14 protein-coding genes are annotated in these 15,028 nt (G+C 65.9%); 9 read left to right on the top strand and 5 right to left on the bottom strand.

The window, feature by feature from the left end; all coding sequences use genetic code 11:
* The first annotated feature begins 34 nt into the window (after positions 1-34).
* Both BLU32_RS02975 and BLU32_RS02970 read left to right on the top strand, forming a co-directional pair.
* Complete coding sequence (locus tag BLU32_RS02975; protein ID WP_093804921.1) at positions 35-3,559, top strand: PAS domain-containing hybrid sensor histidine kinase/response regulator; 3,525 nt, start codon at positions 35-37, stop codon at positions 3,557-3,559.
* 139 nt (positions 3,560-3,698) lie between these two features.
* Complete coding sequence (locus tag BLU32_RS02970) at positions 3,699-4,298, top strand: cytochrome P460 family protein (RefSeq protein WP_093804920.1); 600 nt, start codon at positions 3,699-3,701, stop codon at positions 4,296-4,298.
* Positions 4,299-4,418: 120 nt separating this feature from the next.
* On the opposite strand, the gene BLU32_RS02965 is transcribed toward BLU32_RS02970, so the two are convergent.
* Positions 4,419-5,087 carry a response regulator transcription factor gene (locus BLU32_RS02965; protein ID WP_093804919.1) on the bottom strand — a complete coding sequence of 223 codons (669 nt, stop codon included), beginning with the start codon at positions 5,085-5,087 and terminating at the stop codon, positions 4,419-4,421.
* A gap of 392 nt (positions 5,088-5,479) precedes the next feature.
* On the opposite strand from BLU32_RS02965, the gene BLU32_RS02960 reads away from it, so the two are divergent.
* The 5 genes from BLU32_RS02960 to pip all read left to right on the top strand — a co-directional run bounded on the left by BLU32_RS02960 (position 5,480) and on the right by pip (position 9,324).
* The gene (locus BLU32_RS02960) at positions 5,480-5,779 is read left to right on the top strand and encodes a DUF4212 domain-containing protein (RefSeq protein ID WP_093804918.1); all 300 of its coding nucleotides are present in this window, start codon (positions 5,480-5,482) and stop codon (positions 5,777-5,779) included.
* Positions 5,776-7,611 (top strand): sodium:solute symporter family protein, encoded by a 1,836-nt coding sequence (locus tag BLU32_RS02955; RefSeq protein WP_093804917.1) that lies wholly within the window; start codon positions 5,776-5,778, stop codon positions 7,609-7,611. Before BLU32_RS02960 ends, BLU32_RS02955 begins: the two co-directional genes overlap by 4 nt.
* 43 nt (positions 7,612-7,654) lie before the next feature.
* Positions 7,655-7,942 (top strand): hypothetical protein, encoded by a 288-nt coding sequence (locus BLU32_RS02950; protein WP_157727470.1) that lies wholly within the window; start codon positions 7,655-7,657, stop codon positions 7,940-7,942.
* 4 nt (positions 7,943-7,946) lie between these two features.
* Positions 7,947-8,288 carry a hypothetical protein gene (locus tag BLU32_RS02945; RefSeq protein ID WP_093804915.1) on the top strand — a complete coding sequence of 114 codons (342 nt, stop codon included), beginning with the start codon at positions 7,947-7,949 and terminating at the stop codon, positions 8,286-8,288.
* A gap of 82 nt (positions 8,289-8,370) precedes the next feature.
* Entirely contained in the window at positions 8,371-9,324 is a 954-nt protein-coding gene (gene pip, locus BLU32_RS02940; protein WP_093804914.1) for a prolyl aminopeptidase, read from the top strand.
* A 28-nt stretch (positions 9,325-9,352) separates the two neighbouring features.
* On the opposite strand, the gene BLU32_RS02935 is transcribed toward pip, so the two are convergent.
* The gene (locus tag BLU32_RS02935) at positions 9,353-9,832 is read right to left on the bottom strand and encodes a secondary thiamine-phosphate synthase enzyme YjbQ (protein WP_244501783.1); all 480 of its coding nucleotides are present in this window, start codon (positions 9,830-9,832) and stop codon (positions 9,353-9,355) included.
* Between the two features lie 161 nt (positions 9,833-9,993).
* Between BLU32_RS02935 and BLU32_RS02930 the strand changes: the two genes are divergently transcribed.
* Together BLU32_RS02930 and BLU32_RS02925 are read left to right on the top strand one after the other, a co-directional pair.
* Complete coding sequence (locus BLU32_RS02930; RefSeq protein WP_093804913.1) at positions 9,994-10,962, top strand: alpha/beta hydrolase; 969 nt, start codon at positions 9,994-9,996, stop codon at positions 10,960-10,962.
* Between the two features lie 55 nt (positions 10,963-11,017).
* Complete coding sequence (locus BLU32_RS02925) at positions 11,018-11,890, top strand: thioesterase family protein (RefSeq protein WP_093804912.1); 873 nt, start codon at positions 11,018-11,020, stop codon at positions 11,888-11,890.
* Positions 11,891-11,933: 43 nt separating this feature from the next.
* On the opposite strand, the gene BLU32_RS02920 is transcribed toward BLU32_RS02925, so the two are convergent.
* The 3 genes from BLU32_RS02920 to BLU32_RS02910 all read right to left on the bottom strand — a co-directional run bounded on the left by BLU32_RS02920 (position 11,934) and on the right by BLU32_RS02910 (position 15,019).
* Positions 11,934-12,452, bottom strand: a complete 519-nt coding sequence (locus BLU32_RS02920) for a hypothetical protein (protein WP_157727469.1) — start codon at positions 12,450-12,452, stop codon at positions 11,934-11,936.
* Positions 12,453-12,591: 139 nt separating this feature from the next.
* Positions 12,592-13,212, bottom strand: coding sequence for a 2-hydroxychromene-2-carboxylate isomerase (locus tag BLU32_RS02915; RefSeq protein WP_093804910.1), 621 nt, complete (start codon positions 13,210-13,212; stop codon positions 12,592-12,594).
* A gap of 121 nt (positions 13,213-13,333) precedes the next feature.
* Entirely contained in the window at positions 13,334-15,019 is a 1,686-nt protein-coding gene (locus BLU32_RS02910) for a cisplatin damage response ATP-dependent DNA ligase (RefSeq protein WP_093804909.1), read from the bottom strand.
* Between the last annotated feature and the right edge of the window lie 9 nt (positions 15,020-15,028).

The following is a 15,028-nucleotide window of genomic DNA, read 5'->3' as shown; positions in this document are numbered from 1 at the left end:
CCAAGAGACAAGAACCGCAGGGAGGCGGCGCGTCATGCTTGAGGGATGGGTCGTCGTCGTCTCGGCGCTCGGATATATATTGTCGCTCTTCGCCATTGCCAGTTATGGCGACCGCAAGGCGAGGACAATGGTGCCCGGGCGCGGACGCCCGCTGATCTACGCTCTCTCGCTTTCCGTCTACTGCACGTCCTGGACGTTTTTCGGATCTGTTGGCACCGCCACCCGCAGCGGCCTGGAGTTCCTGACGATCTACATCGGACCGGTGCTCGTCTTCGCGCTCTGCTACCCGTTGCTGCGCCGGATCATCCGGCTGGCCAAGAGCGAGCGCATCACCTCCATCGCCGATTTCATCGGCGCGCGTTACGGCAAGAGCCAGTCGGTCGCCGCCGTCGTGGCGATCATCGCCGTGATCGGCATCATTCCCTACATCGCGCTGCAGCTGAAGGCCGTGTCGCTTTCCGTCACGACCATGGTCGCCCAGATCGATCTGCCCGGCGGCGTCGGTCCTCTTTCCTATTTCAGCGACATCACCTTGATCATCGCCGTCGGGATGGCGATTTTCGCATGGCTGTTCGGCACCCGCCACATCGATGCAACGGAGCATCAGGAAGGCCTGATGCTGGCGATCGCGGCGGAGGCGGTGGTCAAGCTGCTCGCCTTCCTCGCCGTCGGCATCTGGGTCACCTACTGGCTCTATGACGGCCCGGGAGCCCTCGCCAGGGCAATGGCGGGCGATCCCCGCGTCACGGAGGTCCTGACGGGCGAATTGTCCGGCGGAAACTGGATCGTGATGACGCTCCTGTCGTTCTTTGCCGTGCTCATGCTGCCGCGGCAGTTCCATGTCACGGTGACGGAGAACAATTCCTCGGCGGAACTCAGGCGGGCAACCTGGCTGTTCCCGCTCTATCTCGTCGCGATCAACCTCTTCGTGGTGCCCATTGCGGCCGCCGGCATGATGGCCTTCGATCCGGGTACCAACCCCGACACCTTCGTGCTTGCCCTGCCGATTGCCGCCGATCATCCCTGGCTTGCGCTCTTCGCCTTCGTCGGCGGCCTGTCGGCGGCCACCGCCATGGTGATCGTCGCAACCGTGGCGCTGGCGATCATGATTTCCAACGATCTGGTGATGCCGCTGGTGCTGCGCCGGTCCAGCGAAGATGCGATCATTTCCTCGTCCGGCGAGGACATGAGCCGGATCCTGCTGCTGATCCGGCGAGCGGCGATCTTCGTGACGCTCCTGCTCGCCTATGCGTACTTCCGCGCTGCCGGCGACACGGCGGCGCTGACCTCCATCGGCCTGCTGTCGTTCGCCGCGATCGCGCAATTCGCGCCGGCCTTCTTCGGCGGGCTGATCTGGCGGCGGGCAACCGCGCGCGGCGCCATCGCCGGCATGATGTCGGGCTTCGCCATCTGGGTCTACACGTTGTTGCTGCCGACGTTCGCCCAGTCGGGGCTGATCTCCGACACCTTCCTGGAAAGCGGTCCCTTCGGGCTTTGGCTGCTTCGCCCGCAGGCCTTGTTCTCGCTGACCTTCGACCCGCTGACGCATGGCGTCTTCTGGAGCCTGTCGGTCAATCTCGCAGCCTATGTGCTCGTGTCGCTGTCGCGCGCGCCCGAACCGATCGAACGGCTGCAGGCGAACATCTTCGTTCCGTCCGAGCTTTCGCCCGCGCCCGGACTGCGTCTGTGGCGCACCTCCGTCACCGTCGGCGAATTGCAGGCAACCATCGCGCGCTATCTCGGCGAGGAACGCACGGAACGCTCCTTCCAGCGCTTCACCCGCGAGCGCGGGCGCGACACGGACCCAAACGCACCGGCGGATGCGCAGATGCTGCGGTTTTCCGAACAGCTTCTGGCGAGCGCCATCGGCGCGGCGTCCTCGCGGCTCGTGCTGTCCTTGCTGGTCAAGCGCAGCGACCCGAGCGGCAAAGGCGCGCTGAAGCTGCTCGACGACGCCACCGTCGCCATCCAGTACAACCGCGACCTCTTGCAAACGGCGCTCGACCAGGTGCGCCAGGGCATTGCCGTCTACGACCGCGATCTGCGACTGATCTGCTGGAACCGCCAGTTCCGGGAGTTGCTCGGCCTTCCTGCGGAATACGGCCAGGTCGGCACGCCGCTTGATGCCATCGTCCGCTTCAACGCCAAGCGCGGCGCCTTCGGGAACGACCCGGTGGAGGTCATCGTCAGCGACCGGATCGACAAGCTCGCCGTGCGCCAGGAGACGTTTCAGGAACATCTGGAAACCGAGGCCACCGTGCTGGAGGTGCGCACCAATCCGATGCCCGCCGGCGGCATCGTCACCACCTACACGGACATCACGGAGCGCGTTCTGGCGGAAGAAGCCCTGGCGCGAGCCAATGAAACCCTCGAACGGCGGGTGCGCGAGCGCACGCTGGAACTCACCCATGTCAACGAGGAACTCTCCAGCGCCAAACGCCTCGCCGACGAGGCCAATCTCGGCAAGACACGCTTCCTGGCGGCCGCCGGCCACGACATTCTGCAGCCGCTGAACGCCGCACGGCTCTATGCCTCAAGCCTGACGGAGCGCTTTGCCGACGGCGAGTTGCGGCATCTGGTGCAAAACGTCGGCGCGTCGCTGGAATCGGTGGAGGAGATCATCGGCGCGGTGCTCGATATCTCGCGCCTCGACACCGGCGCCCTCAATCCGGAGATCACGGTCTTTCGCATCGAGGAAATCCTCAACCCGCTTCGAATGGAATTCGAGCCGATCGCGCAGGAGAAAAACCTCGACCTGCGCATCCTGCCGAGCAGCCTTTCGGTGCGCTCCGACCGGCGACTGCTGCGCCGGCTGCTGCAAAACCTCGTGTCCAACGCGATCAAATACACCCGCGCCGGCAAAGTGCTTGTGGGGGTTCGCAAGCGTGGCGCCAAGGTGGTCGTGGAGGTCTTCGACACCGGCATCGGCATCCCCGAATCCAAGCAGCAACTGATCTTCATGGAGTTCCACCGCCTCGACGACGGCGCCCGCGAGGCGCGCGGGCTGGGCCTTGGCCTGTCCATCGTGGAGCGCATCGCGCGGGTGCTGAACCATCCCGTTTCCCTGCGCTCGACAGCCGGCGCCGGGTCGCGGTTTTCCCTCTCCGTTCCGCTGGCGGCAACCGTTCCGGTGCTGAAGGAGACGCCGTCGCCGGTGCCCCTGCCCGGCGCCCTCGACGGTCTTCACGTGCTCGCGATCGACAACGAACCGCAGATCCTCGACGGCATGCGGGTGCTGCTGACCGGCTGGGGCTGCCGGGTCACGATCGCGCATGACGCCCTCGAGGCCGCGCGCAGGACAACGGAGGGCGGCCAACAGCCCGATGTCCTGATCGTCGACTATCACCTCGACGAGGGCACCGGCGTGGAGGCCGTGGTCCAGCTTCGCTGGCGCTTCGGCAGGGAACTGCCGGCCATCCTGATCACCGCCGACCGCACGCAGGCGGTGCGCGCGGAAGCCGCCGACAAGGGCATCGATCTTCTCAACAAGCCGGTCAAGCCGGCGGCGCTGCGCGCACTTCTGTCGCGGTTGCGCCTGGCGAGTTCGGCGGCGGAGTAGGCAAGGTAATGACCCGCGATCAAGCGAGCGTGTAAAGCTTTGACTTGCCTGTGCGCGCGCGCCAAAGGACGCTCCCGTGACGCCGCGCCATAGCCGTTCGGCCCGGCAGCGGGGATCGGGAATCTTGAGGGAGCAAAGCATGCACACATCGGCAAAGACGGCCCTGGCCGCAGGGGTATTCGCGCTCGCATCGGGAGCGGCGCAGGCCGCCTGCGACGTCGACAAGCCGGGCTACGAACTGACGCTTCAGGAAGCGGCGCAGGTCTATCACTGCCTCGAAAAGGAGCTGCACGCCGGCTACGTGCAAGGCGACAAGCGCTGGATCCCGAGCGACTTCGTCACCGGCTATCGCGGCTGGAAGGCAGCGAGCGACTTTCCGGCAGCACCCGGCTTTCACGGCAAGCGCTTTCTGGTGACTTTCGTCAATCCCGTCGGCGAAGCGGAATACATGCAGTTCAAGGAAGAGAACGTGACAATGCCTGTGGGCAGCGTTCTCGCCAAGGAATCCTTCACGATCAACGACGACGGCAAGGTCTCGAAAGGCCCGCTGTTCCTGATGCAGAAAGTGGCGGAAGGCACCTCGCCGGCAACCGCCGACTGGTACTACATGGCTGTCATGCCGGGCGGCGCTCCGATGGCGGTCGACGTCGTCTCCGCTTGCAGCGAGTGCCACCAGGGCAATTTCGGCCAGCGCGACGGCATGGCCTATCCGATCGAGGAAGCGCGCGCAAAACCCTGACCGTTTCGGCGCTGCACGGACCGCTTCGGCACTGCCAGCAATGCCGGATCCCGGCCCCGCGATCGGGCGCGGCATCCTCCGCGCCCGTCCGTCATGTCGCGCGGCGGGACGCGGAAACCGTCAGCGCGCGATCGCCGTGTGCCACTGTCCCTGCTCGATCTTGGAGGCGGCAATCACCGCCTGCGTCCGGCTTTCCACGCCGAGCTTTTGCAGGATCGCGGAAACATGCGCCTTCACCGTCGCCTCCGACACGCTGAGTTCGTAGGCGATCTGCTTGTTCAACAGGCCTTCCGACAGCATCATCAGGACACGCACCTGCTGCGGCGTCAGGCTGGACAGACGCTGCACCATGTCGGCGATTTCGTTGCTTTCCGAACTCAGATCGACGTCCGGTGGCGTCCAGGTTCCGCCGTCCATGACCGAGGCGACCGCGTCGCGGATCACCTCGATGCCGAGGGATTTCGGAATAAAGCCGGACGCACCCAGTTCCATGCAGCGGCGGATGGTGGAGACGTCCTCGGTTGCCGAGACGATCACCACCGGCACGCCCTGATACTGCGCGCGCAAATACATCAGGCCGGAGAACCCGCGCATCCCCGGCATCGACAGGTCGAGAAGAAGAAGATCGACCTCCTCGTGGGCATCGAGATCGGCGACCGCTTCCTCCAGGGATCCGACCTCGGAAATACCCGCTCCCGGATAAACGGTCTCAAGTGTCTGGCGCATCGCGCCGCGAAACAATGGATGATCATCGGCAATAACAAAATGATAGGTTGTGGTTTCCGACACGCAATTCTCCTCCCTTCAGGCCGACTGTCGCCGCCGGCGCTGAACCACGCAGGCCGCGAATCGCCTCCCGCCGATCCGCATGCCGCGTCCCCCTTGTTCCGGTTGCCCGGGCAGCCGACCCGAAACAGGGGCTCCCGTTGCTCGGTTGCAGTATTGACCCTGACACCACGCGCATCAAGCGAAGAACCGGAGCATCGGCGGGCGGCCACCCCCCGGGGCCGGAAGCGCTTCTCGTATTCTCACAGTTTTCGCTTTTGCGAAAGTCGTATAAGCATCGCTTCGATCAGGGTGTTAAGCATCGGGGGACGGCGTCGCACCGCCGAGCTGTCGCAGCGTCACGCGCGCACGGATACCTGTCGGACGAGACCGGCACACAAGACGGGGGAACCGCGATGACTGGACGCGCAAAGACACCGAAGCGCCGGCACCAGCCGTGGTGGCGCCGGACAGTGCGCCTTGCGCTGATCGTGATGGCGCTGTGGGCTGTCTTCGGTTTCGCGGTTCACGGCTTCGTCGTCCCGCTCAACACGCTCACGGTCGCCGGTTTCCCGCTCGGCTTCTACATGGCGGCGCAAGGCTCGCTGATCGCCTTCGTCGGCCTCGTCTTCTGGTTCAGCGCGCGTCAGGACCGCATCGACCGCGAGGCCGGCGTTGCCGAACCGGACGTCTCCGGCGAGGAGCCGCCGCTATGAGCCGCCCGCACCCCGACGACGCCTTTCTCGCCAACATCGGGCGGATCTACGGCACCTACGCGGGCGGGTTTGCGGCTTTCGTTGTGCTGCTTGCCATCCTCGAGCAGATGGGCGTTCCCGACCCGATCATCGGGTATCTCTTCGTCTTCTGCACCCTTGCCGTCTATGCCGGGATCGGCATCGTCACCCGCACCGCGCAGGTTTCCGAATACTATGTGGCCGGACGGCGCGTTCCCGCGCTCTACAACGGCATGGCGACGGCGGCCGACTGGATGTCCGGCGCCTCCTTCGTCGGCATGGCCGGCACGCTCTATGCGCTGGGTTACGACGGGCTGGCCTATGTGGTCGGCTGGACCGGCGGCTATGTGCTCGTTGCAGTGCTGGTCGCGCCCTACCTGCGCAAGTTCGGCGCCTATACGGTTCCCGATTTCCTCGCCGCGCGCTTTGGCGGAAATCTCGCCCGCCTCATCGGCATTGTCGTGCTCCTTGCCTGCTCGTTCACCTATGTGGTCGCGCAGATCTATGCGACAGGGATCATCGCCTCGCGGTTTCTCGGGATTTCCTTCGAGGTCGCGGTCTACGTCGGCCTTGCCGGCATCCTGATATGCTCGATGCTGGGCGGCATGCGCGCGGTCACCTGGACGCAGGTCGCGCAATACATTGTGCTGATCGTAGCCTACATGCTGCCCGTGGCGATCCTCTCGGCGCAGAAATTCGGCTTTCCCGTTGCCCAGTTCACCTATGGAGCGGTGCTTCAGGAGATCGCCGTTCTCGAGCAGGACCTGCTGGCGCGCGGGCTGGCGAGCGTGGAGACCCTGAAACCCCACCTTACCCCCTTCACCTCGCTCGATCCGCTGAACTTCTTCGCGCTGATCGCCTGCCTGATGATCGGCACGGCATCGCTGCCGCACATCTTGATGCGGTACTTCACGACGCGGTCCGTGCGCGATGCGCGCCGCTCGGTCGCATGGTCTCTGCTCTTCATCGTCCTGCTTTTCGTGACCGCGCCGGCCTATGCCGCCTTCGCCAAGCTGGAGATCTATCAAAACGTCATCGGTGCGGGTCTCGATGCCCTGCCGCAATGGATCCATACCTATGGCAAGCTGGGGCTTGTCGATATCTGCGGTGTCCCTGCCGCAACCGCCGATGCCGTGCGGGCGGCCTGCGCCGGCGTGCCCGGCAATGAAGGCGTGCTGCGGCTTCCCGATCTCGCCATCGACCGCGACGTGATCGTCATCGCCATGCCGGAAATCGCGGGACTGCCGTATGTGATCGCGGGCCTCGTGGCCGCCGGCGGTCTTGCCGCCTCGCTGTCGACGGCGGACGGACTGCTGCTTGCCATCGCCAATGCGATGAGCCACGACGTCTACTACCGCATGCTCGACAAACGCGCGCCGGCAAGCCACCGCCTGGTGGTGGCGCGCGTGCTTCTAGTGGCCACCGCGGGGCTGGCCGCCTACGTCGCCTCGACACGTCCCTCCGACATTTTGTCGGTCGTTGCATGGGCGTTTTCGCTTGCCGCCGCCGGCAACTTCCCGGCGATCGTGCTCGGCATCTGGTGGCGGCGCTGCACGTCCGCCGGCGCCATCGCCGGCATGATCGCAGGCTTTGGCGTCACGCTCTACTACCTGGCGATGACGCAATACGGCGGAATGCCGGAATGGTTTGGCGTGAAAAACATCTCGGCTGCCCTCTTCGGCCTGCCGGTCGGTTTCGTGGTAACCATCCTCATCAGCCTCGTCACGCCCGCGCCCTCGCGCGAGGTGCAGGCGCTGATCGACGACATCCGCAAGCCTTCGGGTGGGCCCGTGATGAAAGACGGTCCGCTGTGAACCGCGCGCATGAGCGGCAATCGGTGTGCAGGGCACGGCAACCGTGAGCGTGCTGGTCTTCCAGACCGCCAATTTCGTGCTGGCGGCGCTGATGTACACCCTGCTCGGGCGGCTGGCGCTGACGCTTCTGCTGGGCGCCGATCACCCCGGCTTCATGCTGCGCGCCTTTTGCCGCCTCACCGATCCCGCCGTGTGGCTGGTGCGACAGGTCACGCCCGCGCTGCTGCCGCATGCGGTGCTTCTGCTCTTCGCGGTGACATGGGCAATGATCGCGCGCGTGCTGCTCGCAGTCGGTTTCGCCGCAAGCGGCGCGCTTTCCGGGGCCGCGTGATCCGATGAAGCGCCCCGCCACGGACACCGGCCGCATTGCCCTTGCCATCGCGGCGTTCGCGCTCTTCAACGGCGTGTTCAACCCCTGGCTCCTGCCGCAGACGACCGCCGCCGTGATCCTGCTCGCACCCGGCCTGCTGGTGTCTTCGGCTGCGCTTGTCATCTATCTGGCATATCTGTTCGGCGCGCTGGTGACACTGGTCGTCGCCGGTGTGCCCGCCGCCCTCTACGAGCGCTTTGCCGGCGGACGCGCCTCGCCCTTCGCCGTCTGCCTCGTCTGGCTCGCGGCCACCGCGCTCCTAACCCTGCCGGCTGCGGGGATGGCCGCGCTTCTGCTTCTGGGTTAGGCTCGCCCGAACGCCGGGCGCGGGTGATCGACGCGCGCCCGCACCGCCCTTGCCTACCCCTGCATTTCAAGGACACTCGACCATGCGCGAGCCGCTTTTTCCGCCGCTGGAGCCCTATGCCTCCGGCCTGTTGCCCGTCAGCGACCTGCATTCCATCCACTATGAGGAATGCGGCAATCCGGACGGCGTGCCGGTCGTCATGCTGCACGGCGGGCCGGGCGGCGGAGCGGGCGAGATCATGCGCCGGTTTCACGATCCCGAGATCTATCGCATCGTCCTGTTCGACCAGCGCGGCTGCGGCCGCTCAACGCCACATGCGGAATTGCGCGAAAACACCACCTGGGATCTCGTCGGCGATATCGAGGGCCTGCGGTCGCATCTGGGCATCGAGCGCTGGCAGGTGTTCGGAGGATCCTGGGGCTCGACCCTGTCGCTCGCCTATGCGCAGACGCATCCCGAGAGGGTCACCTCGCTCGTCCTGCGGGGCATCTTCCTGCTGCGTCGCGCGGAACTGCTTTGGTTCTACCAGGAGGGCGCAAGCTGGCTCTATCCCGATCTTTTCGCGTCCTACCGGGACCTGATCCCAGAGGATGAACAAAACGACCTGATCGCCGCCTATCACCGCCGGCTGACCGGAACGGACGAAGCCGCTCAACTTGAAGCGGCAAGGCGATGGGCGCGCTGGGAAGGTTCGACGCTGTCGGTGCTGCGCAATCCGCAACGCGAGGAGGCCTTTTCGGATCCGCACTACGCCCTCGCCTTCGCGCGTATCGAGGCGCATTACTTCGCAAATGGCGGGTTCTTCACCCATGACGACCAGTTGTTGCGCGATATCGGCAAGATCCGCGATATCCCCGGCGTGATCGTGCACGGTCGGCATGATGTGGTCACGCCGATGAAGAACGCCATCGACCTCGCCGGTGCCTGGCCCCAGGCCGATCTTCGCATCGTCGAGGACGCGGGTCATGCGGCCAGCGAGCCGGGCATCGTCTCGGAACTGGTGGCGGCGACGCGCCGGTTCGCAGCCCACCGCTGATGCCGATGCCGCCGCCGCGCGCGGGCTCTCAGGTTCCCAGATAGCGCAGCGTCAGGCTGCGCTGGTGGGGGTCGCGGCGGTGCTCCACAAGGTAGATCTCCTGCCAGGTGCCGAGGTCGAGCCGGCCGGCGACCACCGGCACCTGCAGGCTGACATCGGTCAGCATCGTCTTGACATGGGCCGGCATGTCGTCAGGGCCTTCGCTGCGGTGACGCCAGGGCGTATCCTCGCGCGCAAGGCCGGCAAGCGCATCGAGCAGATCCGCCTGAACGTCGGGGTCGGCGTTTTCCTGGATGGTGAGCGAAGCGGAGGTGTGGCGCAGGAAGATCGACGCCGCCCCGTCGCGCGCAGTCTGCTCCATGAGCCAGTCGTCGATCCGCCGGCCGATGCCGTAAAACCCGCAGCCGCGCGTCGCGACGACAAGCCGACCCATGCGCTGCCGCAGGTCGAGGCCGTCGTCCTCGAAGGTCCAGGCCTGGTCGGTCAGGCCGAGTCGGGAACGGGTCATGATTGCGCAAATACCTCCCTTTTCGATAACTATGTGAGGAGCGCGCGGGCAGCGCAAGCGCGGCAGGGCTTGGCAGGCGATTGCCCACGCTTTAGCCTGCGCATCGCGCCGCGTCGTTGCGGGGCAATTTCGCAAACACCGACGACAGGATACTGGCCTCAATGGCTGCAATGGGGTTCGACTTCGGCCACCGGGGCGAGGCCAGCGTGGAAACGCTCGACTTCAACCGTGACCTGATTCACCGGCTGACGCTTCTGCCGGATCAATGGGCTTTCGCACCATCGCTCATTCGCGAAAAAAGGGCGGAGGGGCTCGGTCCCTTTCCGTGTCCTCCGCGCGATCCGGATGCAGAGATCAGATCGATCCCCGGCCCTCACGGCGACATCGGCCTGCGCATCCTGCGCCCGAAAACGCGCGCCTGCGAGGGGGCTTATCTGCACATCCACGGTGGCGGATGGACGCTCGGAGCCGCCGACGAGCAGGACCCACGGCTGCGCGAAATCACTGAAAACACCGGACTGGCCGTCGTGTCCTGCGACTACAGGCTTGCCCCGGAACACCCTTACCCGCACGCGCCGGACGATTGCGAGGCGGCGGCGCTTTGGCTGCATGAACACGGGGGACGGGAATTCGGCAAGGCGCGCTTCGCCATCGGCGGGGAATCGGCAGGTGCCAACCTCGCGGCGGCAACCCTCCTGCGCCTGCGCGACCGGCACGGTCTCGGCCGCCTGTTTTCGGCCGCCGTCTTCGTTTGCGGCTGCTTCGACCTGCGGCTCACACCCAGCGCCCGCGCCTGGGGGAGCCAGAAGCTGGTGCTGAACACCCGTGACCTGACGATGTTCGTGCGCCACTATCTCGCACGCGGCGGCGATCCCGCCGCCCCCGACATTTCCCCGATGATGGGGACCCTGGACGGGCTGGTGCCGGCGCATTTCGTCGTCGGCGACGCCGACCCTCTGCTCGACGACACGCTGTTCATGGCCGCGCGCTGGCGGGCGGCGGGAAACCGGGCGGACCTTTCGGTTCATCCCGGCGGTTGCCATGTCTTTCAGCATTTTCCTCTTGCGATCGCGGAGGAAAGCAATCGGGCGATCGACGCATTCCTGCAGGAAATACCGCCCTCCGATTGACACCCGCCGCCGCCAGGCCCACACACCATCACCGAACACCCCCGGAGAGCCACACATGGCCGCTATCGAGACTTTGTATTCTTTTGTGAATTGCTGGGAATGCGATGAAAACGATCATCTGAACGTTCAATTCTATCTGGCGCGCTTCGAGGAAGCCGACCGGCAGTTCCGCCTGTTGAGCGGACTGAGCGATGCCCTGGCGGGCCCGCGCCGGGCGCGGCATATGCGCTATCACGAAGAGCTGTATTCCGGCGACACGCTGGTCATGCACAGCCATGTCGCTTTCGACGGTCCCTATATGCTCACGGTGGTGCACGAGTTGCGCCGCAGCGCCGACAATGTTCTCGCCGCAACGGCGACCGACGGCTACGCCCCCGCCGACAGCGTCGCGCGCGAATTGCGCCGCCGTTTTCAGGACGTCAGCGCACCGATGCCGGACGCCGCACTGCCGCGCAGCCTGGGCACCGCCGCGGAAACAAGTTCGGTGACCGTGAAACAGCTGGAGGCCGCGGGCGGGCGTATCGTGCATCGCGCCACCGTGCTGCCGCGCCATGCCGGACCGGACGGACGCGCCGACGATGCCTTTGCGCTGTCCTGCTTCACCGAAGGGGCGCCGCATGTGTGGAACATGACACCGATGACAGACGCCTGGCTCACCGAGCGAGGGTTCGGGCGTGTCGCGGTGGAGATGAAGCTCGCCTGGACCGGTCCGATCAAGCCCGGCGATCCGGTGGTCACCCACAGCGGGCTGACGGGGGCCGCGAAATCCACCTTCTCCTTCCGCCATCACCTGTTCGAGGCACGCACGCACCGGCTGGCGGCGGTGTGCGACGTCGTGGCGCTGACGATGGATCTCAAGACGCGCAGCGCCGTCGCGCTCGATGACGAGGTCCGCGCCGATATTCTCAAGCATGTGCTGAAGGCCTGACACGACGCACATTCCCGGTCGGGGCGGAGCGTATCCGGCCCGATCAGTTCGCCATTCCGTCGTATTCCTCGCGCAGGGTCTTCATCAGGCCGAAAAAGCGGCGCATGGCTTTTTCGGTAAAGTCGAGCGCCTTGTCGAGTTCGGCCTCTTCCTCGGGCGAAAAGGCCGGCGCGTTCTCGTCGCCGGTCTCGAGGTCCGGCGTTTCCGACCCGCCTGGCGGTGATGTTCGACCTGTCGCGGCCAGCCGTTTCTCCAGCGCGGCATTTTTCCGCCGAAGATCCACAAGTTCATCGCTCAGCCGCGAAATCTCCTGTTCCATCGCCAATTGCGCGTCCGGCACGGCGACGCAGCGCCATGTCTCGCCGCGCCGGCGGCATTCGGCGACGCGCCCGCTTTCCCGGTCGAGGCGCAGGAAGGCCTCGCCGGCTGGGGCAAGCAGATAGCGATCCTCCGACGCCGAGGGACGCGGCCCCGTTCCCGCGTCAGCCGACTGGGCGGCTGCGCCCGTGACAAGCGACACCGCAAGACCGGCGGCGGCAAGGGCGGTTGCGAGCTGACGCATCACGATAGTCTCCATCTGTTCCGCGTTTTGCCGGGGCGCCGGCACAAAACATACGACCGGTGCATTCTCAAGGGCCGCGCCCAAGTATCGACACCGGTCGTGGCAAAAGCACGACGCCCCGGAGACCGGCGCATTTTCGTTACGGCGCGACGAAGGGGGCGCGGCCGTCGGCAAGTGCCGTATCCAGCAGGTCGAGACGGTCCTGCCCCCAGAACACCTCGCCGTTCAACACATAGCTCGGCGACCCAAAGACACCGGTTTCGATCGCCTCCGCCTGATTGGCCATGTAGCGTTCGATGATGGGCTTTTCACCCGCCTGGGCGAGCGTCGCGTCAGCATTCAGCCCGAGCCGGTCAAGGATTGCGCGATGCACGTTTTCCTGTGCGATATCCAGTTCATCCGTCCAAAGCGCCTGGAACACGGCCAGCGAGTAGGCCGCCACCGGTCCGCCGTCCACCGCGATCGCCAGCGCGATGCGGTCGGCGAGTTCCGGGTTCACCGGAAAATGCGCGGGCTTCAGGGTCAGCGGAATGTTGCGATAGGCACGCCAGCGCTGCAGTTCCACCAGACGATAGGCCTGGCGCACCGGATGGCGCTTGGCAAGCGGAAGCCCGCCGGTTTCAGCGAACACCGTGGTCAGCGAAACAGGACGAAACCGCACGGCGTATTCACGCTTGTCGGCAAGTGTCAAAAACGCGTCATGGCCGAGATAGGCCCAGGGTGAGGCGTGCGTATAGTAATAATCGATAATGCGCTGCATGCGGGAGCTCGTTGCTGATTGCGTTGTCCGGCACCGTGCGCCGGGACCCGCGCGCGATCAAGTGCGATTGCGACGAAAGCGCGCCCGCATCAAAGCATCAAAGGGGCCTGGCAAGGCCATCTCATCCCCTGCCCGCGATTTTCGGTTTTTCGGGCGCGCGCTCGTCGGCCGGAAGCAGCGCTTCCAGCGCTTCGATGCGGTCGGCCTCCGCCGGCGGCTTGTCGAACCTGAGCCGCGCCACCCGGGGAAAGCGCATCGCCACGCCGGACTTGTGCCGCGTCGAGCGGTTCAGCCCCTCGAAGGCGATCTCGAGCACCAGCCCGACGTCCGTATCATGGCGCACCTCGCGCACGGGACCGAAGCGGTTGACGGTGTTCTGCCGCACGAAACGGTCGATCTCCGCCAGTTCGTCGTCGGTGAAGCCGAAATAGGCCTTGCCGACCGGCACGAGCTCCTCGTCTCCCTCCCCGCCGTCGCCGGCCGCGCGCCACACCCCGAAGGTGTAGTCGGAGTAAAACGACGAGCGCTTGCCGTGGCCGCGCTGCGCATACATCAGCACCGCATCGATCCGGTGCGGGTCGCGCTTCCATTTGTACCACTCGCCTCTGGGGCGGCCGGGCACATAACCGGACGCCCAGCGCTTCAGCATCAGCCCCTCGATGGCCTGCGCATCCGCGCCCGCATGCAGGGTTTCCGGCGCATTGCGCGCTCTCGCCAGTGCATCGAGATTTTCAGCCTCGACAAGCGGCGACAGGTCGATGCGCGGCGAGGCGAGCCGTGCGACGAACGCTTCCAGCCGCACCCGCCTGTCGCGAAAGGCAAGATCGCGCAGATCCTCGCCATCCAGCGACAGCAGGTCATAGGCGCGGATCGCCGCCGGGTGAGAGGCCATCAGCTTCGCCGTCACGGTCTTGCGGTTGAGCCGCTGCTGCAACGCGTTGAAGGAGCGAACCTCGCCATCGATGATCACAAGCAATTCGCCGTCGATCACCGCCTCCACATCGAGCGCCTCGACGAGATCGGGAAAGGCGGCGGAGAGATCGTCGCCGGTGCGCGAGTAAAGCCGCCGGCGCAACGCGCCCTCTCCGTCGCGACCCGCCGCCGCCTGCACGCGGATGCCGTCCCATTTCCATTCCACGGCGAAGGTCTCCGGCGTGTAGGCCTCCAGATCGCGGTCTTCCGCCGGATGCGCCAGCATCGGCGGACGAAAGGGCACCGGATCGTCGGAGCGCGGGCGTGCGCCGGTCCCCAGCGCCCAGGCGAAGAGCGCTTCATAGGGCGGATCAAGCCCGTGCCAGACCTCCTCGATATCATCCGGCTCTAGCGGGCCGAGACCGGCAACCGCCGTCTTGGCAAGCCGAGCCGATACACCGACGCGCAATCCGCCCGTCACCAGCTTCAAAAGCGCCCAGCGCCCGGTCTCGTCCAGCGCATCGAGCCAGCCGGCAATGAGCGCCGGAACGTCGCCGCGCCTTGCCCCCTCGAGCTTTGCCACAACCTCTTCCAGAGCCGGCGGCGCGGCATCGTCTGCCGTCTCGCCCGGCCAGATCAGCGCGATGGTCTCCGACAGATCGCCGACGAAATCATAGGACAGCGCGAAGAGATGCGGATCGACGCGTTCGGAAACAAGCGCGCGCAACATCGCCGGCTTGGCATGGCGAAACGACAGTCCGCCGGTGAGCGCGGCCAGCGCAAGCCCGCGTTCCGGATCGGGCGTCTCGACGAAATGCTCGCGCATCAGCGCGAGCTTGGCGCTGCGGCGCGGCTCGAACGACAGGCGGTCCAGAAGACGGGCGAAACGGATCATCAACGGCCC

The organism is Stappia sp. ES.058 (assembly GCF_900105595.1).
In the GTDB taxonomy this organism is placed as follows: Bacteria; Pseudomonadota; Alphaproteobacteria; order Rhizobiales; family Stappiaceae; genus Stappia.
Note: the sequence above shows the minus strand (reverse complement) of the source record. Positions and strands in the feature narration are given on the sequence as shown.